Genomic DNA, 22,895 nt, shown 5'->3' with positions numbered 1-22,895 from the left:
TTAAGATGAAAACCTTGTAATTAACACTTACAAGGTTTTTTTATCTCTGCAAAATCGTAAAAAGTATGCTTTATTTAAAGAATCAATAATCACTTTGAGTGTACAAATGGAGTTTATAAGTCAGGTTATTTACGTCGATAACGTAGAGGAAGTACTCGACTTTTACTATCAAGCATTTGCTTTAAATACCAATCATATCAGTGATGATGCAGAGTATGGCGAGCTCGTAACGGGCACGGTAAAACTAGCATTTGCCACTCACCCATATGCCCAATCTTATTTTAAACAAGGCTACATTCGCGCCCATCCAAAGCAACCTGCGCTTGGCTTTGAGCTACGTTTTAGTTGTAAGAACTTAGTTGAAAGCTACGATAAAGCGGTGCTCGCAGGGGCAGAGCCTTTATGCCCACCAACCAAAAAAGATGCTCAACACTATGCCTATGTTCGCGCAATCGAGGGCACCCTCATTTGTCTAGTAGAGATTTAAATTACCATTTTTAAGTAATTAATTACGCTTAAAAACCCCTGCTCTTTGAACAATGAATTTCCTAAAGTTTAACTACCGAGGTTATACAAGTAATCACTCATTCAACAAAGACAAATACGCAAGCTCTGCGAGCTTTTGTAGGTTCGAGTTTTCATCGGCAGCAGACTTTTCTACATGAATATGATGACGACGTTTTGGGATTTTAACTTGAATAAAGCCATTGTTATTTGCCATGTCGATGCGCAGCATTTCACGCTCTTTTGGGGTTAGGTGATTCTCATGAATTTTTTCAAGTTCCCCATTATCTAGCCAAATTGCAGCGCAGTTCGGACACTCATCAATTTCAACCACTTTGAGCGGCGTAAAAAAGCGCCGCATCATGACAACATCAGGACACTTAGGACAATGAATCCGCTTTTTTAAATCTATTGACTCAGGTGGCAGTGTTTGTAAATGAGCCACCAGCACTTGTGCAGGCTTTAACCTTGGGTCGCTGAAATGAAAGATTTGTCGATTATCAAAAAACACACCGCCAGTTGGGGATAAATAAACCTTAATATCACCAATAGTTGTTTCTTCAAGCGCTACTTTTGTTCGCGGGCAATACATTTTACATCCTTGTTTTACAATTAATTTAGCGCTTTTGTAATTAGCGGTTTAAGCGGCTCAGGTAAGCTGATGTTACCAGCGAGTACAAATTCATGTGCTTCGTTTGACATTTTTTGCCATGTTTTACGAATAATGCCCAGCCATTTTTGCTCATCGTAATCAGGCTTGCTACTTGCAAAATCAAGCATGTAATGTTCAATAAACACAAGACTTGCGATATCTTCAATGAGTTGGCTGTCGGGGTTACGTTTTATATTCTTTTTAGCGACTGCCGCATAGACACGCTCGCATTCATCTGACGAATAGCCTGCCTGTTGCATTAACGTGGTAACACGTTCAGCATGAAAATCATATAAAGCAGTGCGCCATTGATAGTAGCCTTGTTTTCCTAATGGAAAGTCACTTCGAGGAGAGCGCCAACGTTCAATGTGTTGTCCGTGAGCTGCGATACACATCAATTCATCTGCCGATGGATTAAAACGCTGCAACATCTCACTCATACGCGTCGCGTACAGGCTCTCTTTGCCATAGGGTTTCCCATCTACAGTCACTTTATTAGGGTCTGCAGCATTCGCTTTATCTATGGCTTTAATAACACTTTGGTACATTGCTTTTACACTTCTAAATTTCAAGTTACTGTTTCTCGGTACAAATATTTGTACTTTTAACAGCAATAACGCCCTATTTTATGTCTACTAACTAGACAATAAAACAACCCTAAACTAGTATTTTTAAAAACCTGCTCAATACTTAAATTGCATTATTAATCGGGAATACGAACTCTTTGCGAAATAATAACAAATCTTCACTAAGTGTGATCTCTTTCATTCTGACTTTTTGCTTATTTTCGATTATTGCGTTTAAAGTTTATCTCGATAGACAAACAATGCATCATATTGAACAAGAGTCTGTTCTTGATAGTTATACAAACGATTTAAAAACAAACCTAGAAACAGCCTTGCTCGGTCCTTATTTAATTAGAGATGCGATGCGTGATGCCAGCTACACAAAGACACAGTTTGAAACGCTCGCCAAGCATATTCTAAAACATAGTGACGGTAGTCAAACCATCCAACTCGCCCCAAATGGCGTTATTACTTATAGTTATCCGCTTGTTACACACGAAGGGGTCATTAACAGTAATTTGTTTGCTGTCCCTTCAATAAGACCCTCACTAGAAAAAGCAATTCAAACGGAGCAAATGCAGCTTGATGGCCCAAAGCAACTTTCTCAAGGGGGGGCTGGATTAGTTGCCCGCTTACCTATATTCAACAAAGGCTCTTTCTGGGGATTCAGCATTGTAGTGCTTCGCTTTCCTGAGTTTATTAATAAAATAAAATTAAAACATGTATCCCACTCCCATATTATCGAGGTGTGGCAAAACAACGATGGTAACTACATTCCTTTATTAGGAGAGCATGCGTTTAATAATACTAAATGGGAAACACGTTCACTACCTGTCAAAAATCAATTATGGATTGTAGGGATAAAAGATGAATTTGCGTATCGTGCGTATGCTGAGATAGGCATTTTAACATTCATTGTTTTAGCTTTTTCGTCTTTAATTAGTTACTTAATTAGCATCACTTTGCGCCTGCGCGAACATGAAAAAAACTTAGAGTCATTGCTAACAAAACGAACCAATGAGCTTTCTGAGCAAGCATTAGCCTTAAAACAGGCCCAAACACTGAGTGGTGTAGGCAGTTGGCACATTTCACCTTACAGTGAATCGAGACACCTTTCTGCACAAGCGACTAAATTATTTAAAACGAAGTCACCTAAGCAGCCAATTCAACAAGTATGTGACCAAATCGATAGTGCCTATAAAAATGCATTTCTTAATTTTATAAACGCAAAACCAGCCAGCCCCAGTGAGCTTGAGTACACAATAAAAATCAATGGTGAACAACGCTGGTTTCATGAGTATGCTGAGTGGAATAACAAAACAAAAACCTTGGTGGGAACAGTAGAAGATATTAGTGCTGAAAAGCAAAAACAGCATGAACTATATCAACAAGCTCATTTTGATCCCATAACGGGATTAGCAAACCGCCACTACAGCGAAAAATATATCACCAGCCTTTGCTCTAAAAACCAATATAACTCGGGTTTAACTTTAATTTGCCTAGAAATTAAAGGCTACAGGCAAATTGAAGACATGTACGGATATAAGGCGTCAAATGAACTACAAAAAGCCTTAGCCAATCGCTTAATTGAGTTTGCAGAGCAACACCAAGCATTCTGCTCTCATATTAAACTAGGCTGCTTTATGCTCTTGCTAAAAGAGGGAATTTTTGACGAAGAACTTGCAACTCTCATCGATGAACTACAACACCGTGTCGCGGGGCTGATTGAAACAGCAGGTACAGCTCATTTTTATCATTTTTATGTTGGCATAGGCTATCCGCACTTACAGAATTTAGATGCAGCAGAGCAAATTAACACAACATTAATTGCCATGAATGAATGCCACCGACAGAAAAAAGCCTACACCATTTACAGTCAGTCTCTTAAAGACAAACTAATCGCACAAAGTGATTTAGAAAGTGACTTAAGGCATGCACTTTCAACCGATAAACAACTTAGTATGGTGTATCAACCTATTGTAAATACAAAAGATGGAAAACTGATAGGCTGCGAGGCACTTATTCGCTGGCAACATCCTGTACGAGGTTTTGTATCCCCACAGGAGTTTATCGCCATTGCTGAGCAATCTGAGCTAATTAACCTCCTTTCGCGCTGGATTGTCGCAAGAGTCGCAAAAGATTGCCACAGCCTTGTGGCGAACAATATCCATGTAAAAATGTCGATCAACTTATCACGTAAACAATTTTCAGATGCGCACCTTGTTAATCGACTAACAAGTGAAAAAGCGCAGCTGTTTCCTGCTACACAAAAAATTAATTTAGAAATTACCGAATCAGCGCTATTTCAAAATACACAGTATGCTATTAGTTTAATGCATGAACTCAAGGCCGTTGGATTTGACTTATCACTTGATGACTTTGGCACTGGCTACTCATCACTCGCTTCGATTCAGCAATTCCCATTAGATAATGTAAAAATAGACCGCGCCTTTATTTGTAACTGCGTTGAAAACCCACGCGATGGTTTATTTTTACAGACCATGAGTGACTTAGCCCATCAACTAAATCTGACTATCACCGCTGAAGGGGTTGAGAGTTCAGAGCAGTGGGAGCTGGTCAGCGATAAACGCATTGATTATGTGCAAGGGTATTTAATATCAATGCCTTTACCGATTGAGGAGTTTATAAAGTTTGACCCTGTATTGTGAGATCAGCAGCAATACTTTGCTTTGGTTTCTCAATCATACGCACAAGCTCTTTTTCGTCATCGCTGACAATGATGGTAGGCGTATAACGCACATCGTATTGCTTAGCCAGACCATTGGGATCGCGTTTATCATAGCCTACCGCCACTAAACGCAGCGAATCTAACTGTACCTTTGCAGCATTGAGTAATTTTAAAAAGCGCGGTACTTCTCGTTTTGAGTCATGACACCAAGTGCCCAAAAATACCAATACTTGCTTACCTTGCAGTGCTTTAATTTTTACAAGCTCTTCTTTGCTTGGCGAAAAGCTCTCATACTCTTTATTAAATGCAGGGTAATCTTTAAGTAACTCATCGGTGGTAATGTCTCCTCGGTGAGGAGCATCCGTTGCATAAGCCATACTTGAAAATAACACTAACAAAGCAGCTAAAAATCGTATCATTATTATATTTCCCTTTCATAAAGCTGTATCACATTAACTTAGACAAAACTCATCAATTTAATAAAAATCAACGCTCATAAATGAGCAAACAATCGAATCCTTTTGCCAAAACGGTTAAACTACAAAGAATCAAATGATTAAGAGTGAAGTGTATGTCTTATCCTCCCTGTCCACAATGTAATTCGGAATATGTTTATCCGGAACAAAATAATCTTATCTGCCCAGAGTGCGCCCATGAGTGGAATCCTGATACGGTCAATGAAGATGACATTATCAATGTAAAAGACACTAACGGCACGCTGTTGGCTGATGGCGACAAAGTAACCGTTGCAAAAGACTTAAAAATCAAAGGCAGTTCACAAGTCATTAAAATCGGCACCAAAGCGTTAATCCGCCGAGTGCTTGATAAAAAAGATCACGAACTCGACTGTAAAGTTGATGGTGTCGGTGAAATGATGGTGACAGCTAAGTTCGTTAAAAAAGCATAATTTGTAGCTCACTTTAATGGCAAAAATCGCGCCACGATATTAAATCGAGACGCATTATTGAACTCAGTTAATAAATAAGCTGTTGGCAGGGTTTATTTTCAAAAGAGCGATTAAAATCTGAGATTTCTGTCGCTCTTTGATAATTTTAAGGCTCTAAGCAGTGCTAATTTGAGACACTCTCAAATAAATCTTGAATGTGTTTGGACATCGAATCTAACTAAGTTGTATCCCCCTCTTTTCAGGCATGCCCATTTTCTTTGCGAAAGCTGACATAACACCTCACATAACTTCATAAAAAGTTACTTTACTACTTATAGATATTAATAATTTTTATTCAAGTGCTTCAATGCCTTCATTCATATATTATGATGGACAACAATAAATAGGTGAGCAGCTTACTTTGCATGAAACTAAATTTGTTTTGGTAATTTAGTTGAAATAAGTACGGTAAAAACAACAAACAACAGTGAGATAGCCAAGCACGCTGTCAAGCCATATAGCTGAAAAACTAAACCAGACAGCACTGTACCAACCAAGCGCCCCACAGCATTAGCCATGTAATAAAACCCAACATCGAGCGATACACCATCGGCATCGGCCATGCTAACAATCAAGTAGCTGTGCAAAGATGAGTTAATCGCGAATAACACACCAAATAACATCAGCCCACCTATGAGCATAGGTTTTACAGCCCACTCAAAGCCAATAGCAAGGGCAATCGCTAAAGTCACTAAAGCAAGCCATGATGCCCACTTAACTGTTTCTGCACTCGGTGATGTTTGCTTATTAAGCTTAATGATTTTAGGAGCAAAAGATTGCACTACCCCATAACCAATGATCCAAGTAGCTAGAAAAGCGCCCACAGTCCAATGGTCCCAGCCAAAGGCCTGTGATAAAAACACCGGAAGTGCAACAACAAACCAAACATCACGCGCACCAAACAAGAACAACCTTGCTGCTGACAAAATGTTGATTGAACTGCTTTTTGAAAATACCTCGTTAAACTTAGGTTTGTTTTTGGCTTTGCCTAAATCATTTTTAAGTGCATAAAGACTGAAACACCACACCACCAGCAAAGTGGCAGCCATGGTTAGCATTGCGCCTTTAAATGACATCAAAGTCAGTAGTAAGCCACCTAAAAAGAAACCCACACCTTTTAATGCATTTTTAGAGCCCGTTAGTATCGCCACCCATTTAAACAAGGTGCCCTCTTGACCACTGGCAACCAGCATTTTAATTGAGCTTTTAGCGCTCATTTTATTGAGATCTTTTGCAATGCCCGACAGAGCCTGCGCTAACATCACATAGGCAACGCTCAACCAGTCAGAGGGGACTGCCAGCATGAACAACGCCGCCACCTGTATGGCAAGGCCAATATTCATAGTTTTGTTTAAACCAAGCCTTGCGCCTAAATAGCCACCTACTAAGTTAGTAACAACACCAAAAATCTCATAAAACAAAAACAGCATGGCAATACTCAAAGGCGAGTAGCCAAGCGCATGAAAATGCAATACCACCAACATCCTCAATGCGCCATCTGTTAGCGTAAATGCCCAGTAATTCCCAGTGACAATTAAGTACTGCTTTATATCAGCGGGAAGATTAGCCAAACGCGTCATTGGTTTTAACCTTTTAATGATAACGCAACTTTACGGGCAAGTTCGGCAGTGCGGTTTGCATAACCCCATTCGTTATCGTACCAAACATACAGCTTAACTTGTGTCTCGTTCACAACCATAGTTGATAACGCATCAACAATGCTTGAGCGTGGATCTGTTTTGTAATCGATAGAAACAAGTGGCTTTTCTTCATAGCCTAAAATGCCTTTTAGCTGGCCCTCTGCGGCTTCTTGCATCCATTGGTTAATTTGCTCAGCGGTAGTTGGCTTTTCAACTTCAAACACACAGTCTGTGATTGATGCATTCGCTAAAGGCACACGAACCGCGTGGCCGTTTAATTTGCCTTTAAGTTCAGGAAAAATATGTGTAATCGCTGTTGCAGAGCCTGTTGTAGTTGGAATTAAGCTCATGCCACATGCGCGAGCACGGCGTAAATCTTTATGCGGCGCATCTAAGATAGTTTGCGTATTAGTGATATCGTGAATGGTCGTCATTGAACCATGTTTGATGCCAATTTTTTCTTGCAGTACTTTAACCACAGGCGCTAAACAGTTGGTAGTGCATGATGCCGCAGTCACAATATCGTGCTGCTGTACATCGTATAAATCATCGTTTACACCCATAACAACGTTCAACACGCCGTCTTCTTTTACAGGCGCAGTGACAACAACTTTTTTCACACCTTGTTCAAGGTAGGCTTGCAGTAACTCGGTTTTTTTCATCACGCCCGAGGCTTCAATGACGATATCGCAGCCAGACCAATCAGTGTCTGCAATTGCTTTATTTTGTGTGACATTAATTTCGTGACCATCGATAATCACTGCGTTATCGTTACTTTCAACCTCATGAGGCCAAATACCGTGTACCGAATCATATTTTAGTAAGTGAGCCAGTGTTGCTGCATCACCCGCAGGGTCATTAATTTGCACAAACTCAACGTCGTCCCATGCAAACGCTGCTCTTAGCGATAAACGACCCATACGGCCAAAACCATTAATGCCTACTTTAATTGCCATTATTAAGCTCCTACTTTTTGAAAATTGTCTAACTTATTTACCGAGTTTGCCGACAGTTAACAGCAAACCGCTTTGTTTAATTACAACAGCGAGCAACACGGGTTGGGCGATCATCTCCCATCGCATTTAGCCTTGCTAACTCGTTCTCTATAAAATTCGGTTCGTTTACCACGGTCGAGGTAATTGTTTGTTTCATCCACATAGGTAGAGTCGGGTTTAAAGAGTAAAACACCCACTGCTGGTGTTTTCTATCCGACAAAATGCCCTGCTTTTTCAGCTGCGCTAAATGCCTTGAAACCTTTGGTTGGCTTTGCTCATTAAGTGCCGTCATTAATTCACACACGCAAACCTCTTGCTCAACGGCGATAAGTAATAAGCTTTTTAAACGAATATCATCTGCAAGCGCTTTATAAAATGTGGTTGGCGAAATAGAGACGGGCTTTTCTTTGTTATGGGATTGTACAAACTGTTTAATTCGCTCATTGATCTCTTGCAAGGTTTTTTTGAATGCGTGAGGTTCGGAGCGAGATTTAGGATCTGCAAAGTCCCACGCAAGGCAATGGCTGCCATCGACGCGATTGGCGCATTCTTTTGTAGCGTCATCACATAAGGTAATGACGTAATCAAAATGCAGATTAGTTACATCGTTTAAGTGCTTTGAGTGTAAGTTATCGGTTTTTAAACCAAAATGCTCAATCGCCGCAAGCGTACGAGGGTCTACCGCATAAGGTTCTGTACCTGCACTAAACACTTCAAACTCACCTTTACCATGATGTTTAAGTAATGCCTCAGCCATAATTGAACGAGCTGAATTTTCTATACATAAAAAGAGAACTTTCATGGTCACTCCATAACAATTTATTTATATAATAATTTTGTTATATAAATAAAGCAAACCTTGTCTGACCTTATTTGAGAGCGACTGTGACATTTTGTCGCATTGCCCAGCGCAATTAATTTATGAAATAATATTTCTTGGCATATTGAATAAAGCCAGTAATTATAAGGGGTTCTCAATGCTCAACTGGCGAAAACTGCACCGCCGTATACACAAATGGCTTGGCCTGAGCCTTGGGTTATTATTTTGTGTTATCGCACTAACAGGTTCGGTATTAGTATTTTACGACGAGCTTGATCAAAGCTTAAACATCTCCCATACCAAGTTGCAGAGCAACGCTTCGCCTAATTTTAGTAACGCACTGAATACCCTGCGCAAACAATATCCTGATAAACAAGGTAGTTGGCGTTTTGAAGTAACGGCAACTGCAGAGCTAATTCCCGCTCGATATTACAATCCACCGGAAACACAGCATCTCGAATTTGCTCCGTTAATGGTATGGCTCTCACGTGATGGCAATACAATTCTACGTCACGATTATTGGGGTCAATATTTAATGACGTGGCTGTATAACCTGCACTTCACTTTACTACTAGGTAACACGGGAACTTGGCTTTTAGGCTACGCAGGTTTAGCTATTTTATACTTGTTATTCAGTGGCTTATTTGCATGGTGGCCAAAACGAGGGCAATGGCAAAGACAAATTAAATTTAAAAAGCGCCCATCGCCTATCGGCAGGCTTTACGATTGGCATAAATTGCTTGGGCTGATTTTTATAATACCCTTAGTCATTTTGTCAGTTACTGGCGTAATGTTAGCACTCCCTAAAGAGTCAACGGCAATTTTAATAAAAATAACAGGGCCAATAGACACAGCGGAGGCTCCTGTAAATCCTTATAGTACTGATGCAGATAACACTATCATTGAACCCAATACAGCATTGAGTTTAGCACTAAATACTTTACCTAACTCAAGAGGTGCATGGATAGAAACACCCGCAACAAACGGCAACCCGTTTTATTATCGAGTTAGAGTGCAAACAAAGGGTGACCCATCGCGCCGTTTTCCGCACAGCTATGTCTATATTGACGGCCATACAGGTGAAATTTCAGAGGTATTCGATTACCAGAAACAAGGCACCAGCACTACTATTTTAAATTGGCTTCATCCTATACATGATGGTAGTTTTCTTAATTTAACTGGACGTATAACTTGGCTTTTCAGCGGCTTAGCTGTAGGTGTGTTATTTATACTTGGCGCTATGCGCTGGTTTATTCGTAATCAACACAAAGGTAAAAAAAGCCCAAGTTAATATATTTTAAGGGCTCACTTTACCGTTTTCAGTTATCACCGAGTAAGCATGTTCACAGCCATAATAACCAACAATCCTGCAAAGATTTTTTTAATAGTAGATACTGGCAAGTGATGCGTCGCTTTTGCCCCTAGTGGCGCAGTAAACCACGAAGTACAGACAATCCCAAACAAGGCAGGTAAATAAACAAAACCAGCAAAGCCCTCTTTTAACGTAAAGTACTGACTGCCCGAACTGATGTAACCCACTGAGCCAAACAGGGCAATCACAATACCGCACGCCGAGGCGCAGCCAATAGCTTTTTTCATATCGACCGAGAAAAACGTGAGTAGCGGTACCAACACGGCACCACCACCAATGCCTATCATGGCAGATAAACCGCCTGTGATTGTTGTATAAAACGTTAAAAGCCCTTTATTTGGTAATGCGCGAGCTGTTTGGGCATCATTTTTACTGCCAAAAATCATTTTTAATGCAATAAGCACCACACTTACCGCAAACACAATTCGTACTACATTTTGCGGTAATAACGCTGCTAAGAAACCACTTATCAGTGCGCCTAATGCAACTCCTGTCATAACCCAAGGCGCAAGCTGCCAAGGCACATTGCCATTTTTATGGTGAGCAATGGCTGATGATGTTGAAGTAAACAGGATTGAAGCGAGCGATGTAGCAATAGCCACCAGCACAACTTGCTCTGCTGGCAACACCTGAAAATGCAGCAGTATCATACTTAATATCGGCACGATCACTAAGCCACCACCGATCCCCAAGAGCCCTGCCAAAAAGCCAACACCACTGCCGAGTATCGCACAAGCTAGTATTAACACGATTAATTCATTCATTTTACTTGTCTTTGTTATTAGTTAGGGAGCCGAGTATAACAACTTAAAGCAGCACAAATGACTATGAAGACAATGATAAGGGGTGAATATTACTCACGTTTTATATGAAAAAATCACAACACCAATAAAAACATCTAGCCATCTAGACATTCAAAGGTATTTTTCCAGATATTATCCTCTCTTTGCCACTCGATAAACTAATCACCTCATTCAGGTATGAATCAAATTCATGTTTTACCTGAAATAAAAACGTTTTTCTTCATGATGCGGGGCACGTATAAATAGATACCCAAGCCACCTCAAGGTTAATGACCTAGCTATTAAAGGAAGGTGAGCAGCAATCATTTATCTCAGGACATTAGGTACATTGCCATGAAACATAATTTCTCATTTACAATTAAGAGTATTCGCCTTGACGAAAATTACCAACCGTCAAACAGCACCCGTATTACCACTAACTTCGCTAACCTAGCACGTGGCGAAAGTCGCCAGCAGAACTTACGTAATGCATTAAAAATGATAGATAACCGTTTCAATGCACTGGCAAATTGGGATAATCCACAAGGCAACCGCTATTCTGTTGAGCTTGAAATTGTCTCTGTTGATTTAGATATTGCAGGTAGTGGTGAAGCGTTTCCTTCAATTGAAGTTTTAAAGACCAATATCATTGACCATAAAACCAATGAACGTATTGAGGGAATTGTTGGTAACAACTTCTCATCGTATGTCCGTGATTATGATTTTAGTGTGCTATTACTTGATCACAATAAAAGCAGAGAAGAATTTAGTATTCCAGATAACTTTGGCGATCTACACGGTAAGTTATTTAAATACTTTATTGATTCAGAAACTTATAAACAGCACTTCAAGAAGCCTCCGGTTATTTGCCTAAGCGTTTCTGACAATAAAACATATCACCGGACTGAAAATCACCACCCTGTTTTAGGTGTCGAGTATCAACCTAATGAATCGTCACTCACAGAACAGTATTTCAAAAAGATGGGCTTACAAGTTCGTTACTTTATGCCACCAAACAGCGTTGCACCTTTGGCGTTCTATTTCTTTGGTGACTTATTGAATGATTACACTAATTTAGAGCTAATCAGCACAATCAGTACCATGGAAACATTTCAAAAGATTTACCGACCAGAGATCTATAACGCAAACGCCGTAGCGGGTAGCAAGTATCAACCAAATTTACGAAATGCCGATCACTCTATCACACAGATAGTTTATGACCGCGAAGAACGCAGCCAACTTGCAATTGCTCAAGGAAAGTTTACTGAACAGCACTTTATTAAGCCTTATCAATCAGTTTTGGAACAGTGGTCGGCTAACTACGCGATTTAATGAGAGTTAACATGAAAAAATTATTACCAACATCGACAGCGGGCAGCTTACCAAAACCTTCTTGGCTCGCTGAACCCGAAACTCTATGGTCGCCATGGAAGTTACAAGGCACAGAGCTTATTGATGGCAAACAAGATGCACTACGTGTAGCCCTGCAAGAGCAACAACAGGCTGGCGTTGATATTGTCAGCGACGGTGAGCAAACACGCCAACACTTTGTAACCACCTTTATTGAACATTTGAATGGTGTTGACTTTGAAAACCGTAAAACAGTTACTATTCGCAATCGCTACGAGGCAAGTGTACCAAGCGTCATTGGGCCGGTATCACGCAGTAAGTCGGTGTTTGTTGAAGACGCTAAATTTTTACGTTCACAAACCAAACAGCCAATAAAGTGGGCATTGCCAGGCCCTATGACAATGATAGACACCTTGTATGACGCCCACTATCAAAGCCGAGAAAAGCTGGCTTGGGAATTTGCCAAAATTCTCAATCAAGAAGCCAAAGAGCTCGAAGCCGCTGGCGTTGATATTATTCAATTTGATGAGCCTGCGTTTAATGTATTTTTTGATGATGTAAATGACTGGGGCATTAAGTGTCTAGAAAGAGCAATCGAAGGCTTAAAATGCGAAACAGCCGTACACATTTGCTACGGCTATGGCATCAAAGCAAACACAGATTGGAAACAAACGCTTGGGAGTGAATGGCGTCAATACGAAGAAGTGTTTCCAAAACTACAAAAATCGAATATCGATATTATTTCGCTGGAGTGTCACAACTCTCGCGTACCTATTGAACTGCTTGAACTTATTCGCGGTAAAAAAGTAATGGTTGGTGCAATTGATGTAGCAACCACTGATATTGAAACACCCGATGAAGTGGCCGCAACGTTGCGCGAAGCTCTCAAATATGTAGATGCTGACAAACTCTACCCCTGTACCAACTGCGGTATGGCACCGCTTTCAAGAGATATAGCTAGAGCTAAACTAAGCGCACTTAGTCAAGGTGCTGAAATCGTAAGAGCTGAATTAGGCGCGTAGTTAATAAGCTCGCTCCCCACGTTATTCTTAAATCTACACATTAATCTATTCATTAAAAGTGCTTCACCATACCTTGAAGCACTTTCCTCCCTTTTACGGCTCACGCTTTAAACTGAAAGATAAAATTCAGTTTAAGATACATAAAAATTAAACCCCTTATTATGAATCAGAGTGTTCCAAACAACAGGTGGCGTTGTTTTGTATTGTTTTTTTGTATTGTTTTTTAGACTATTAATGAGTTTAATGGGTCAGCTTTAATTAAAAATATGTCATGGATAAGACAATGAAATACATAAAATATAGTTTCCTTACTTTAGGCTTGATAATCTTAATTGGCATGTTGATACCAGAAAAAATCATTATTCCTGTTAAAGGAGCGACACCGAGTGATTGGAACCATGAAACTTTTTGGTTCGAGCCTTGGGGCTCTTCTGTTGTACATAAAGGTATAGATATATTTGGCGAGAAGGGAACCCCCGTTTCAGCTGCAAGCTCTGGCATAGTTGTTTTTTCAGGTCATCTCAACAAGGGTGGTAAAGCAATTGCTATTTTAGGGCCTAAGTGGCGTATTCATTACTTTTCTCACCTAGATAGCCTTTCAATCGCGAGTGGGAGCCTTGTTAAAATAGGCGATACCATCGGCACATTAGGTAATTCTGGCAACGCAATTGGTAAACCGTCACACGTTCACTATTCAATTTTATCTCTGCTACCACTGCCTTGGTTAATGACAAATGAAACCCAAGGATGGAAGAAGATGTTCTATCTAAACCCTCATGAAAAACTACTGTAAAGAACTTAATTAATTACTCCCTCTACTATTTCATTACCCCTCATTCAGAGAGGGTTAACTAAAAATCTGCAAAATAGCGTTGGCTAGATTTATTATTCTTTGCTAGATTTTAGTTGTACCCAATGGACGGGCATATATTGAGGGATTAATATGAATGAGTTCGATATTTTCATTAAAAATATAGTCATGGATTACATTCGAGACCATGGTACTTGCAGTGATATTTGTGAAGAAAATGAACAGCTAACCTTCTATGTTGACATAGAAAACCCTGATAACGTCGTCTCACATCAGCAGTTTAAAGTCACCTACCCTATAACTTACTCAATTCAGTCAGCTATTAAACATGAAGTTGATTTACTGAGGTATTTAGACTCCGGCGAAATAAGAACACCGTTTACAACCGATATCGTCGAAGTACTTAAATCGGAACTCGAGTCGTTCATGTACAGCAATAAACCTAAAGGTGAATACCAGATTTATTGATGGGTTTGTTGTGCTCCTAGATGGCTCATAAGCGACCTTAACCTATTAGCTCTAAATCGTTAAAGGGCAAAAGCTGAGTTATATTTAAAGCCCGTTGATGGACAAAAACACGTTAGAGTATTTAATCAGTAACGCCGCATTAAGGTGTGAGCGGCGCTTGGCTATACTTGAGCGAAGCGATACTGCCAAGCGTTGCGAATCACTCTTAAATGCTTTGTTAGAGTTCTCTTGCCAGTCCTGCACTAGTCCAGCCCAAATTTTCATTATTACTTGGATCTGTAGAAATGGAGTACTTTGTTTCCGAGGTAACAGAAAATGAAAATTTTTCTCCGGAAGCCACTTCAAACATAACAGTTTGCACACCAATCAAGCGAAAGAATGCGTGCCCTGATACGTTTTTAGTTTTAGCTATTGCTACCTCACCAACTTTTAAAGTTTTTGGGATTGGGGTGTGCAATCGTTTTTCAAGCGTGAAAGCATCATGATTAAAAAACGCATCGGTTTTGTACGTATTCCCGGTTTTCAAATCAGCTGCCAATACCATCAAATGTGGTGCTATTGTTATGGTTTCTTTCCCTATATTTGTAATTGATATCTCAACATCACCCACAGGTGTATTATCCTTACTCCTCCCGATTGCTTTTGCACTAACACTTACATGTAACTTTGGAGTTTTATCTAATTGCCCTTGGATAAATACCCAGCTACTAAGTAAAGCCCCCCATAGTGCAATGCATATAGTTACTATTTCTAACTTCTTTGATGTTTTTGGGAGTTCGTCCCGCTTTTGTTTGTTATTTTTTCTTCTCTTTTTCATAAATCCTAGCTATCCAAGAACTCTAACGCCGCCAACAGAGGCGCAGCTATGCTGCGTCCTGCTGACTGGCCTTGTTAAGTTCTTCCGTGTTAATGGCTTTCAATTTTTTGGAAGTTGCCCACCAAGAGCCACCAGCAATAGATATGAGTATGCCTAAGAAACCTAGCACGGTATAAAACATATTGTTGAGAAAGCTGATTTCTCGATCTACAACGTCTTTTTCTACGAACTTTTCAATACTAGAAGAAACTTCTTGATAATCGCGCTGTAGGGTTTTTAATTTAACCAAATCCTCTGGATCTGAAAACATATAGGTTTTTAGAATTTCAAAGTCAGATCTGAGCTGCTGAAATGTTTTAACCTCGTCGATGTCCACATCACCTACCTCAATCGACTTTTCAATACTTGCTAATCGCTGTTCAATTGATGAGCTAGAGAGGTTGGCTAGCTGTTTTTCAAGGATTGTAATTTGTTTTTTAAGCTCAGGGATTCTCTCCATCCCATCTGCTTCGGCAGCCAATATTCTTTCATACTGTGACATTAGGTTTTTGGTAGGCTCCAAAAGCATCATTGCAATGAGCATAAATATCATTGGAAAAATTAGCTTGGGAAGCAGGTTTGCTAACTGCGTTTGGCGCTCAAATAAGTCGCGCTTTCTGCCTAGATAATACTCTCTTTTAAGCCTTTCTCGCTCTAGGTCCATCATCATTTCTTCGTTCATTTATACTCCTATGCTTAATAGAGAACTTAACAATTTTATAGTGCGCCCATCGCGCATCTTCCTGCCGATGTTACGCGCATATATTAATAAATCTACTTTTAACAAATACCGTAATGCATTGCCAATTATAATATTTTTATTGTCGCTAAAGAGATTCAGGAAAATGGAAATACGCTCGTCGCTCATTTTCTTGAATATATGCGCGAGATACACTGTTTGGCAATCAATTAGCTCTAATCCTAAGCCAACCTCAATGCCTGGTTATCGTTCAAAACCGATCTTTAGAGTATTTGCGTTAACACGAAATGGGGCAAAGGTGAGTTATATGCATAACACGTCGTGTGGACAAAAACACGTTAGAGTATTTTTTCGGTAACACCTAAATCAGGTGCGCCGTAGGCATCACCTGGATTTTCTTGTTAGGTTTTGAACTAGAATGATGCGAGGATAGTGTATTGATCAGCCATAGCCTCATAGAGTTCATCGAACGTGTAACATTTAATATGCTTGCTATCAATAAGAGATTTGCTTCTTCGTTGCTCGAAACGCTCATTGCAATCTCCTCGTGATAAGGAGCTTTGCCTTCCCACAATCAATGCCCCTTTATACTTTATTTCATAGTGTCCAAACTCGGACTTCATACTTTGAGTTTTGTTGTGCACAGATAAATGTAGAAACCAATCAACTACTTGACTGTAGCCTTTTTCAAATCTTGAAGCCCATGAATGTACAGATGTTTTTTTATTTACTTTCTTTTTAAATATTGAGTTATCCTTTGCATCTTCAAATTCAATGAAAGCAAACTCTCGCATAGTTTCACTTGCAACAACGAAATCAGCTCTAAACTTACCAATTAAGGGTAACTCATCATTGAATTTTTTAGGCGCATCAACACCTACCACACGCCCCATTAGCAGAATTAATTGAGGTCTACTCTTAAAGAAATCAAGGAGGGTTACCTCATCTATTTCAGAGTGTTTTTTTAGTAAAACCTCAAACTCATCAAGCTCATTTTTGCATTGAGCACTTTTTAGTTGGTCTGATTTTAATGAGATCATGCTTCTGACCTCATAATTTTGGAAATACCATCAATTTTTATAAAATCAACAATAACTATTTCGTTGTTATTTTTTGAATAGATTACTCTAAAATTTTGGTTAATTTTTCCAGAGTACAGCTTCCTGCCACCTTTCAATACAGATGAGTGGATTGCCCTTTCATTACCTTCTTCTAAAAGATTTATGGCTCTATGTGCTTTTTTCTGTATTTCTTTAGGGAGCGATTCAAAGGAGTCCATTGCCCTTTGACTAAATTTTATAACTATGCTCATTAAACTCTCAGCGATTAACTTTAAAGGTGAAATGATTACTCTGCATGAAACCTAACAATTTTATAGTGCGTTCGTCGCGCATCTTTCTGCCGATGTTACGCGCATGTATTAATAAATCTATTTTTAACAAATAACGTAATGCAATGCCAACTAGAATATTTTTATTGACACTAAAGGTATTTAGAAAAAGAAAATACCCTCATCGCTAATTCTCTTGAATACATGCGCGAGCTATACAGTGTGTAAATCAATAAACTCTTATTTTAAGCAAAACTCAATGTTTAGCTATCTCTGAAAAATAGATCTTTAGAGTATTTTCGTTAATTCATTTTGGGGCATTTTCGAGTTACGAAACGGCACAAAAATGACAGATTTTGATTACTCCCAGCTGAGCTTTGTATTAACTCTAGTACTATATACTTTCATAATGATTTATCTGTAGCTTTGAGGCAAATATAAAGCTGTCACGCCTTATCAGAAAACCCCAAATATCGACATCCCCCTCTCCCTAAAACCCTTTACATACAAGACTTTCTATTCCAATCTTGTCAGAAACCATTCCAGTTTTGGAACAGAAAGTACAAAGTTGAACAGACACTAAAATAAATAATACGCTTTATGACAATAGTCATAATTCTGTCATTTAACTGATCAATAATTGACGCTAATTTAATCACCCACGTAATGAAGAAGTAATGGACAGTGCCTTGGTGCAACTTTCGTTTGCACTCCCCTCTAGTGACGATCCTATGTGTGCTGCACTTGCGCATACTGTAGAATATGAACAATTGCATTTTATTGCCGATGAGCAAAACCGTGTCGTTTTTTGCTGCGTGCTACCAGATGATGCCCATCAGGGCGATGTAATCTCTATCAGTGCAACACATCCTGATGCGCGAGAGTCTGCCTATTTTACTGCCCATACACTTACGCAAAACGATTTAGAGCAGCACGTTATTATGCTTACACTAAATGATGTGACGCATAGCGGCGAGTTTGTATTGCAACTCATGCTACATGGCAAGCATGCCACTTTAAAAGACAGTGCGCAGTTTGATGTGAGCCTTGCTGCTAGCAGCTGTACAGCTGAAAACTTAACTAAGCAGCAAGATAAAGCGCAAAGTTTACGCCATTACATTAGTAGTATTGGCGCTAGCTTCTTGGCTTTTTTTTAGTCAGAAAAGCTAATTTTACCCATGGTAATATCGGGAATCCCCTGCTCGGTATTACCAAATCGCTGTTGCCCACCCGACAAACATTCATTTGCTAAAATAGCAAATAACACCGCCTCTTTGGCATCAGGGTTTATACCTAATTCATCTGTGTTTTTGATAGCTGAAAGTTGTGGGCAGTTGTCTAAAATAACTTTCATTAATAATGGGTTATGCACCCCACCACCACTTGCATACACTGCAACTCGACTAAGGCCGTCACTACATTGAGTTATTGCTTTGGCAATCATTAACCCAGAAAAATGCACCAGTGTTGCCATGACATCAAAGTGAGACAAGTGCTCGGTGTTGCTACGTGCTTGGGCCGCTGCTAAATAGCCTAAATTAAACACTTCGGGGCCTGTGGTTTTTGGAAAAGCAAGGCCGAAGAATGCATTATCACAGAGCGCATTTAACAAAAGTTCACTCACCTTTCCTTGGCTTGCTATTGCCGCATCTTTATCATAATGCAGCGGCGCAAAATGGCGCTGAATATATGCATCCATAATAGTATTGCCAGGGCCTATATCTGAGCTAAAAACAGCACGCGCATCGGCTGATTTAGGTAAGTAGGTCAAGTTTGCAATGCCGCCCATATTAAGCAATATGCGGTTTTCGCTGGTGCTTGTGAAATACAAATAGTCGCCATACACCGCAAGGGGTGCACCTTCACCTCCTGCTGCAATGTGTTTTTGTCTAAAATCGCCAATAGTGGTGATTCCTGCAGCAACAGCAAGGTGATCACTATCGCCAATTTGTAATGTTGCATTGCCGTATTCTGGGCGCTTATGCTGACTTTTTGGACAGTGGTAAATCGTTTGTCCATGGCTTGCTATGACATCGACAAGCTCTTTCGCTACATTCCACTTAGCTAACGTTTTTGCAACCATGTCACCATGTAATTGACCAATCCATGGGTTCAGTAGAGTCACCTCTTCAAGATCACACTCTCGCTTTGCAAACACCCGTTTAACTCGTGACTTATAATCATCGTCGTAGTCAACTGTTGTGAATTTTATAACGTCAACATGGGTATTCATACCCTGTCCTGATACCTCACATAACGCGATATCAAGGCCGTCTAGTGAGGTTCCACTCATCAGACCAACAATTAATTTTTTTTCTTTTTTGGCGCTTAAGTACAGTTTTTCAATATGTTGATGCATAAATAAATCACTTAAAATCAGCTTTTTATATGAAAATAAACAAGCTTGGATGTTGGAATAGTTTATATTTTAAAATAATAGATTCAAAGAATAATTATTGCAAAGATTTTTAAATTGCTTTAAAACTGTACGAGTGAACTCCCCAAAAGGAGAACACGGAACGCATCATAACAAAAAGTATGACTCATTAAATTAACTAAATGGTCTAGGTAATAAGCCAACCAGCGTTGATTTAAATGATAAAACGCTAGGGAATCAACATGAAAGCAAAGACAACATCCACAACGCGCTCGCTTTTACTGCTCTCGCCACTTGCGATTGCAGTAAGTTCAATTATCGGCGTAGCCCATGCTGAAGAAGCAGAACAAGTAAAAAAGCCAGAAGTAATCACTGTAACAGGGTCGCGTATCCAACGTGCAGAGCTTGCCTCTAGCAGCCCTGTCGTCAGTGTTGACGAAGCGCAAATCCATCTCGACCGCGCAGTAAACGTAGAAGATATCACAGCAAAGCTGCCGCAAGCTGCGGCGGGTGCAAACAGTACGGGGGCAACAGTTGGTGACTCATTTGGCTCATCAACTATTGATTTACGCGGCCTAGGTCAAAACCGAACATTGGTACTTATTGACGGTACTCGCGCCGTACCATTTAGTTTTCGTAACTCGGTTGACGTAAATACCATTCCTGCCGGATTAATTAAACGCGTTGATGTATTAACTGGCGGAGCTGCGGCCGTTTACGGTGCCGATGCTGTGGCTGGTGTTGTCAACTTCGTTTTAGATGATGATTTTACCGGTGCGGAGTTTTCAACCAGCTATGAAAGTGCAGATGGCGGTAACGAAAAACTAAATTTCGAGGCGATTTTTGGTGGCGATATTGCTGATGGCCGTGGCCACATTACCGGTTATTTAGGTTACACAGAGCGTAAGGAGTTATTAGCAGGTGAACGTGACTATGCACTTGAAAACTCGACCCCTTTAATTAATAGCGGTGGTTACTACACTGACGTAGCTTCTGGCAATAGCCTTGCAATTACCGATGCAGGTGCTGTAACAAATGAACGCCAAACTTCTGATTTTACTCCTCACCGCTACTTAACACAGCCAATGGATCGTTTCTCTGCTGGGTTACTATTTGATGTTGACGTAAGCGACAGTGCAATCGCTTATGGTCGCGCTATGTACTCAAAAGTAACCGTTAATGGTGCGGGAGCGAGTGGTCAAACACCTATTTTTGTTAATGAGCAAGTGACTCTTTCACAAGACAATGCTTATATCCCTGATGAGCTACGTGACCAACTAACATTTGACAGTGAAGGCAATGCCCTTGTTAATGTTGAACGTAATTTAGGTTTGGGTGTTCAACACACCAAAGCAGTGCGTGACTCAATGCAATTTCAATTGGGTTTAAAAGGCGATATTACCGACTACTTACGCTACGATGTATACGGTCAATACGGCAAAACCGATGAAGTGGCGACTATTTACAACAACGCTTACCGTAATGATAACAATGGCAACAGCCGCTTTGCTGCATTGGCAAACTCCGTGGATATTTTTGATCCGAACCATGATTTTAGTGACTTTAGCGATCCCTTGCTTTATACCACCCGCGACCGTACACAAAGTGTGATATCAGCAACCTTATCGGGTGATTCTGGGTTCCTATTTGAGTTACCAGCCGGTGCTATTGATTTTGCAATTGGTTATGAATACCGTAAAGAAACTGGTAAACAAACACCAGGCGATGCTTTTAGAAACGGCACCAGCTTTGCTTCAATCAGCGCGTTCGATATGGATGCAAGCTTTAGTTCTGAAGAGTTCTATGCCGAAATTTTAGTGCCAATTTTAGTTGACCAACCTTTTGCTGAAGAGCTTAGCTTTGAAGGTGCGTACCGTATTTCTGATTACTCGAACACTGAAGCAGAAGACACCTACAAACTAGGTATCAACTGGGCAATTAATAGTGATATTCGTATTCGTGCAAACCGCTTAACAGCATTTAGAGCACCTAACTTAGGTGAATTTGCCAGCCCAATTACAGCACTTTCATTATCGTTATTCGATCAAAACAGTGACCAATTTGTACCTCGTCTCGCTGGGCGCTATAACGGCGATCCTTGCTTATTAGGCACAGGTGATGCAACACAATGTGCTGCCTTTGGCGCACCTGCTGTTGGTACACAGTTCGATTCAAGCACCGCTGAGTATACCTACGGGGGCAACCCGAATATCAAACCAGAACAAGCAGAGTCAGATACACTCGGCATTGTATACACGCCAAGTTATATAGACGGTTTTGATTTGTCCGTTGACTATTACAGTATCCGTGTCACCGATGCTGTAAGCCAAATTCAACCAGGCGCAGCACTACAAAGCTGTTATATTGACGATCCGAATCCGAACAATCCATTGTGTGGTGCGGTACTTCGCGATCCGAATACAGGCTTTATTAGTACAGCGATCGTGAACGACTTTAACCTAGCCGCGATTGAACAAGAAGGTATCGACGTTGCAGCCAACTACGTGATTGATGCACCAGAGCAAATGGGTGGTCGTTTCAGGTTCTCGTATCAAGGTAACTTTGTTACAAAACAAACTCGCCAAAACAACAGTACAGTGCCAGAAATTGACTGTAAAGGCACTTACGGCAGCGCATGTTCTGGTGACTTTGCGAGTATTTTGCAAGCAGATTACAAACACCGTGCAAGCATTGATTGGCAGTTAGACGATATGAACTTCCAGCTTGGCTGGCGCAGAATCGGCGAAGTTGAGTACGCTGTTGACCGCTCAGAAACTATTTCAGCGCAGAACTACTTAGATTTTGCTGCGGCTTGGCAAGTTAATGAGGAACTTGCGGTTAACTTTGGTGTCGATAACTTATTAGACCGTGAACCGCCAACACCAGAGGTAGGCGCAAACCACTTTAACACCGTGAGTGATTACAGTGTGATTGGCCGCTCAGTCGGTGTATCACTGAGATATGCTCCAAGCTTCTAATTAATCCTACTGTTTTAGCTACACAGGATTGATCCCC

22 protein-coding genes are annotated in these 22,895 nt (G+C 40.3%); 10 read left to right on the top strand and 12 right to left on the bottom strand.

What is annotated here, in order from left to right; translation table 11 throughout:
* Positions 1–106: 106 nt before the first annotated feature.
* Complete coding sequence (locus L0Z67_RS17230; RefSeq protein ID WP_237115451.1) at positions 107–487, top strand: glyoxalase; 381 nt, start codon at positions 107–109, stop codon at positions 485–487.
* A gap of 93 nt (positions 488–580) precedes the next feature.
* Here L0Z67_RS17230 and L0Z67_RS17225 read toward each other — a convergent pair whose 3' ends face one another.
* Together L0Z67_RS17225 and L0Z67_RS17220 are read right to left on the bottom strand one after the other, a co-directional pair.
* On the bottom strand, positions 581–1,096 hold the full coding sequence (locus L0Z67_RS17225; RefSeq protein WP_392353545.1) for a zf-TFIIB domain-containing protein: 516 nt from the start codon (positions 1,094–1,096) through the stop codon (positions 581–583).
* 20 nt (positions 1,097–1,116) lie between these two features.
* Complete coding sequence (locus L0Z67_RS17220) at positions 1,117–1,704, bottom strand: DUF4202 domain-containing protein (RefSeq protein WP_062567715.1); 588 nt, start codon at positions 1,702–1,704, stop codon at positions 1,117–1,119.
* A 278-nt stretch (positions 1,705–1,982) separates the two neighbouring features.
* Between L0Z67_RS17220 and L0Z67_RS17215 the strand changes: the two genes are divergently transcribed.
* Positions 1,983–4,391, top strand: coding sequence for an EAL domain-containing protein (locus tag L0Z67_RS17215; RefSeq protein ID WP_392353543.1), 2,409 nt, complete (start codon positions 1,983–1,985; stop codon positions 4,389–4,391).
* Here L0Z67_RS17215 and L0Z67_RS17210 read toward each other — a convergent pair.
* Positions 4,366–4,830, bottom strand: a complete 465-nt coding sequence (locus tag L0Z67_RS17210; RefSeq protein ID WP_237127571.1) for a thioredoxin family protein — start codon at positions 4,828–4,830, stop codon at positions 4,366–4,368. The two genes, L0Z67_RS17215 and L0Z67_RS17210, sit on opposite strands and share 26 nt — an antisense overlap.
* A gap of 152 nt (positions 4,831–4,982) precedes the next feature.
* On the opposite strand from L0Z67_RS17210, the gene L0Z67_RS17205 reads away from it, so the two are divergent.
* A complete protein-coding gene (locus L0Z67_RS17205; RefSeq protein ID WP_392353540.1) occupies positions 4,983–5,318 on the top strand; it encodes a zinc ribbon domain-containing protein YjdM in 336 nt (111 codons plus the stop codon).
* A gap of 410 nt (positions 5,319–5,728) precedes the next feature.
* On the opposite strand, the gene arsJ is transcribed toward L0Z67_RS17205, so the two are convergent.
* The 3 genes from arsJ to L0Z67_RS17190 form a co-directional block, all read right to left on the bottom strand.
* The gene (arsJ, locus tag L0Z67_RS17200) at positions 5,729–6,937 is read right to left on the bottom strand and encodes an organoarsenical effux MFS transporter ArsJ (RefSeq protein ID WP_392353538.1); all 1,209 of its coding nucleotides are present in this window, start codon (positions 6,935–6,937) and stop codon (positions 5,729–5,731) included.
* Between the two features lie 5 nt (positions 6,938–6,942).
* Positions 6,943–7,953, bottom strand: a complete 1,011-nt coding sequence (locus L0Z67_RS17195; protein WP_392353536.1) for an ArsJ-associated glyceraldehyde-3-phosphate dehydrogenase — start codon at positions 7,951–7,953, stop codon at positions 6,943–6,945.
* Between the two features lie 76 nt (positions 7,954–8,029).
* Positions 8,030–8,794 (bottom strand): metalloregulator ArsR/SmtB family transcription factor, encoded by a 765-nt coding sequence (locus L0Z67_RS17190; RefSeq protein ID WP_392353535.1) that lies wholly within the window; start codon positions 8,792–8,794, stop codon positions 8,030–8,032.
* 175 nt (positions 8,795–8,969) lie between these two features.
* Here L0Z67_RS17190 and L0Z67_RS17185 point away from each other — a divergent pair, with 175 nt between their 5' ends.
* A complete protein-coding gene (locus L0Z67_RS17185; RefSeq protein ID WP_392353533.1) occupies positions 8,970–10,103 on the top strand; it encodes a PepSY-associated TM helix domain-containing protein in 1,134 nt (377 codons plus the stop codon).
* 35 nt (positions 10,104–10,138) lie between these two features.
* Here L0Z67_RS17185 and L0Z67_RS17180 read toward each other — a convergent pair whose 3' ends face one another.
* Positions 10,139–10,948 carry a sulfite exporter TauE/SafE family protein gene (locus L0Z67_RS17180; RefSeq protein WP_062567723.1) on the bottom strand — a complete coding sequence of 270 codons (810 nt, stop codon included), beginning with the start codon at positions 10,946–10,948 and terminating at the stop codon, positions 10,139–10,141.
* 372 nt (positions 10,949–11,320) lie between these two features.
* Here L0Z67_RS17180 and L0Z67_RS17175 point away from each other — a divergent pair, with 372 nt between their 5' ends.
* The 4 genes from L0Z67_RS17175 to L0Z67_RS17160 all read left to right on the top strand — a co-directional run bounded on the left by L0Z67_RS17175 (position 11,321) and on the right by L0Z67_RS17160 (position 14,617).
* Entirely contained in the window at positions 11,321–12,298 is a 978-nt protein-coding gene (locus L0Z67_RS17175; RefSeq protein WP_062567724.1) for a DUF1852 domain-containing protein, read from the top strand.
* Between the two features lie 11 nt (positions 12,299–12,309).
* Positions 12,310–13,338: a methionine synthase gene (locus L0Z67_RS17170; RefSeq protein WP_392353531.1), complete on the top strand. Its 1,029-nt coding sequence runs from the start codon at positions 12,310–12,312 to the stop codon at positions 13,336–13,338.
* Positions 13,339–13,621: 283 nt separating this feature from the next.
* A complete protein-coding gene (locus L0Z67_RS17165) occupies positions 13,622–14,131 on the top strand; it encodes a M23 family metallopeptidase (protein ID WP_237127567.1) in 510 nt (169 codons plus the stop codon).
* 150 nt (positions 14,132–14,281) lie between these two features.
* Positions 14,282–14,617, top strand: coding sequence for a hypothetical protein (locus L0Z67_RS17160; protein ID WP_062567725.1), 336 nt, complete (start codon positions 14,282–14,284; stop codon positions 14,615–14,617).
* Between the two features lie 217 nt (positions 14,618–14,834).
* Here L0Z67_RS17160 and L0Z67_RS17155 read toward each other — a convergent pair whose 3' ends face one another.
* The 4 genes from L0Z67_RS17155 to L0Z67_RS17140 all read right to left on the bottom strand — a co-directional run bounded on the left by L0Z67_RS17155 (position 14,835) and on the right by L0Z67_RS17140 (position 17,485).
* Positions 14,835–15,434, bottom strand: a complete 600-nt coding sequence (locus tag L0Z67_RS17155; protein ID WP_392353528.1) for a hypothetical protein — start codon at positions 15,432–15,434, stop codon at positions 14,835–14,837.
* 46 nt (positions 15,435–15,480) lie between these two features.
* Positions 15,481–16,155, bottom strand: coding sequence for a hypothetical protein (locus L0Z67_RS17150; RefSeq protein ID WP_392353526.1), 675 nt, complete (start codon positions 16,153–16,155; stop codon positions 15,481–15,483).
* A 431-nt stretch (positions 16,156–16,586) separates the two neighbouring features.
* Positions 16,587–17,213 carry a Shedu anti-phage system protein SduA domain-containing protein gene (locus tag L0Z67_RS17145; protein WP_392353525.1) on the bottom strand — a complete coding sequence of 209 codons (627 nt, stop codon included), beginning with the start codon at positions 17,211–17,213 and terminating at the stop codon, positions 16,587–16,589.
* Positions 17,210–17,485, bottom strand: a complete 276-nt coding sequence (locus L0Z67_RS17140; RefSeq protein ID WP_392353523.1) for a type II toxin-antitoxin system RelE/ParE family toxin — start codon at positions 17,483–17,485, stop codon at positions 17,210–17,212. Before L0Z67_RS17140 ends, L0Z67_RS17145 begins: the two co-directional genes overlap by 4 nt.
* A gap of 695 nt (positions 17,486–18,180) precedes the next feature.
* On the opposite strand from L0Z67_RS17140, the gene L0Z67_RS17135 reads away from it, so the two are divergent.
* On the top strand, positions 18,181–18,660 hold the full coding sequence (locus L0Z67_RS17135) for a hypothetical protein (protein ID WP_392353521.1): 480 nt from the start codon (positions 18,181–18,183) through the stop codon (positions 18,658–18,660).
* Here L0Z67_RS17135 and L0Z67_RS17130 read toward each other — a convergent pair.
* Positions 18,657–19,862 carry an anhydro-N-acetylmuramic acid kinase gene (locus L0Z67_RS17130; protein ID WP_392353519.1) on the bottom strand — a complete coding sequence of 402 codons (1,206 nt, stop codon included), beginning with the start codon at positions 19,860–19,862 and terminating at the stop codon, positions 18,657–18,659. The genes L0Z67_RS17135 and L0Z67_RS17130 overlap by 4 nt on opposite strands.
* 260 nt (positions 19,863–20,122) lie before the next feature.
* On the opposite strand from L0Z67_RS17130, the gene L0Z67_RS17125 reads away from it, so the two are divergent.
* Positions 20,123–22,858, top strand: a complete 2,736-nt coding sequence (locus tag L0Z67_RS17125) for a TonB-dependent receptor domain-containing protein (protein WP_392353517.1) — start codon at positions 20,123–20,125, stop codon at positions 22,856–22,858.
* Positions 22,859–22,895 lie beyond the last annotated feature (37 nt).

This window comes from Pseudoalteromonas sp. PB2-1 (assembly GCF_045040605.1).
GTDB classification, from domain to species: Bacteria; Pseudomonadota; Gammaproteobacteria; order Enterobacterales; family Alteromonadaceae; genus Pseudoalteromonas; species Pseudoalteromonas arabiensis.
This window is presented reverse-complemented; position numbering and strand designations above follow the sequence as displayed.

Bases quoted from the DNA above. Each gene is read 5' to 3' on its own strand.
- L0Z67_RS17150 (WP_392353526.1), bottom strand. From the start codon at position 16,155: ATGAACGAAGAAATGATGATGGACCTAGAGCGAGAAAGGCTTAAAAGA.
- L0Z67_RS17140 (WP_392353523.1), bottom strand. From the start codon at position 17,485: ATGAGCATAGTTATAAAATTTAGTCAAAGGGCAATGGACTCCTTTGAA.
- L0Z67_RS17225 (WP_392353545.1), bottom strand. From the start codon at position 1,096: ATGTATTGCCCGCGAACAAAAGTAGCGCTTGAAGAAACAACTATTGGT.
- L0Z67_RS17190 (WP_392353535.1), bottom strand. From the start codon at position 8,794: ATGAAAGTTCTCTTTTTATGTATAGAAAATTCAGCTCGTTCAATTATG.
- L0Z67_RS17185 (WP_392353533.1), top strand. From the start codon at position 8,970: ATGCTCAACTGGCGAAAACTGCACCGCCGTATACACAAATGGCTTGGC.
- L0Z67_RS17205 (WP_392353540.1), top strand. From the start codon at position 4,983: ATGTCTTATCCTCCCTGTCCACAATGTAATTCGGAATATGTTTATCCG.
- L0Z67_RS17175 (WP_062567724.1), top strand. From the start codon at position 11,321: ATGAAACATAATTTCTCATTTACAATTAAGAGTATTCGCCTTGACGAA.
- L0Z67_RS17210 (WP_237127571.1), bottom strand. From the start codon at position 4,830: ATGATACGATTTTTAGCTGCTTTGTTAGTGTTATTTTCAAGTATGGCT.
- L0Z67_RS17195 (WP_392353536.1), bottom strand. From the start codon at position 7,953: ATGGCAATTAAAGTAGGCATTAATGGTTTTGGCCGTATGGGTCGTTTA.
- L0Z67_RS17180 (WP_062567723.1), bottom strand. From the start codon at position 10,948: ATGAATGAATTAATCGTGTTAATACTAGCTTGTGCGATACTCGGCAGT.
- L0Z67_RS17230 (WP_237115451.1), top strand. From the start codon at position 107: ATGGAGTTTATAAGTCAGGTTATTTACGTCGATAACGTAGAGGAAGTA.
- L0Z67_RS17125 (WP_392353517.1), top strand. From the start codon at position 20,123: ATGAAAGCAAAGACAACATCCACAACGCGCTCGCTTTTACTGCTCTCG.
- L0Z67_RS17135 (WP_392353521.1), top strand. From the start codon at position 18,181: ATGGACAGTGCCTTGGTGCAACTTTCGTTTGCACTCCCCTCTAGTGAC.
- L0Z67_RS17155 (WP_392353528.1), bottom strand. From the start codon at position 15,434: ATGAAAAAGAGAAGAAAAAATAACAAACAAAAGCGGGACGAACTCCCA.
- arsJ (WP_392353538.1), bottom strand. From the start codon at position 6,937: ATGACGCGTTTGGCTAATCTTCCCGCTGATATAAAGCAGTACTTAATT.
- L0Z67_RS17170 (WP_392353531.1), top strand. From the start codon at position 12,310: ATGAAAAAATTATTACCAACATCGACAGCGGGCAGCTTACCAAAACCT.
- L0Z67_RS17130 (WP_392353519.1), bottom strand. From the start codon at position 19,862: ATGCATCAACATATTGAAAAACTGTACTTAAGCGCCAAAAAAGAAAAA.
- L0Z67_RS17160 (WP_062567725.1), top strand. From the start codon at position 14,282: ATGAATGAGTTCGATATTTTCATTAAAAATATAGTCATGGATTACATT.
- L0Z67_RS17145 (WP_392353525.1), bottom strand. From the start codon at position 17,213: ATGATCTCATTAAAATCAGACCAACTAAAAAGTGCTCAATGCAAAAAT.
- L0Z67_RS17215 (WP_392353543.1), top strand. From the start codon at position 1,983: ATGCATCATATTGAACAAGAGTCTGTTCTTGATAGTTATACAAACGAT.
- L0Z67_RS17220 (WP_062567715.1), bottom strand. From the start codon at position 1,704: ATGTACCAAAGTGTTATTAAAGCCATAGATAAAGCGAATGCTGCAGAC.
- L0Z67_RS17165 (WP_237127567.1), top strand. From the start codon at position 13,622: ATGAAATACATAAAATATAGTTTCCTTACTTTAGGCTTGATAATCTTA.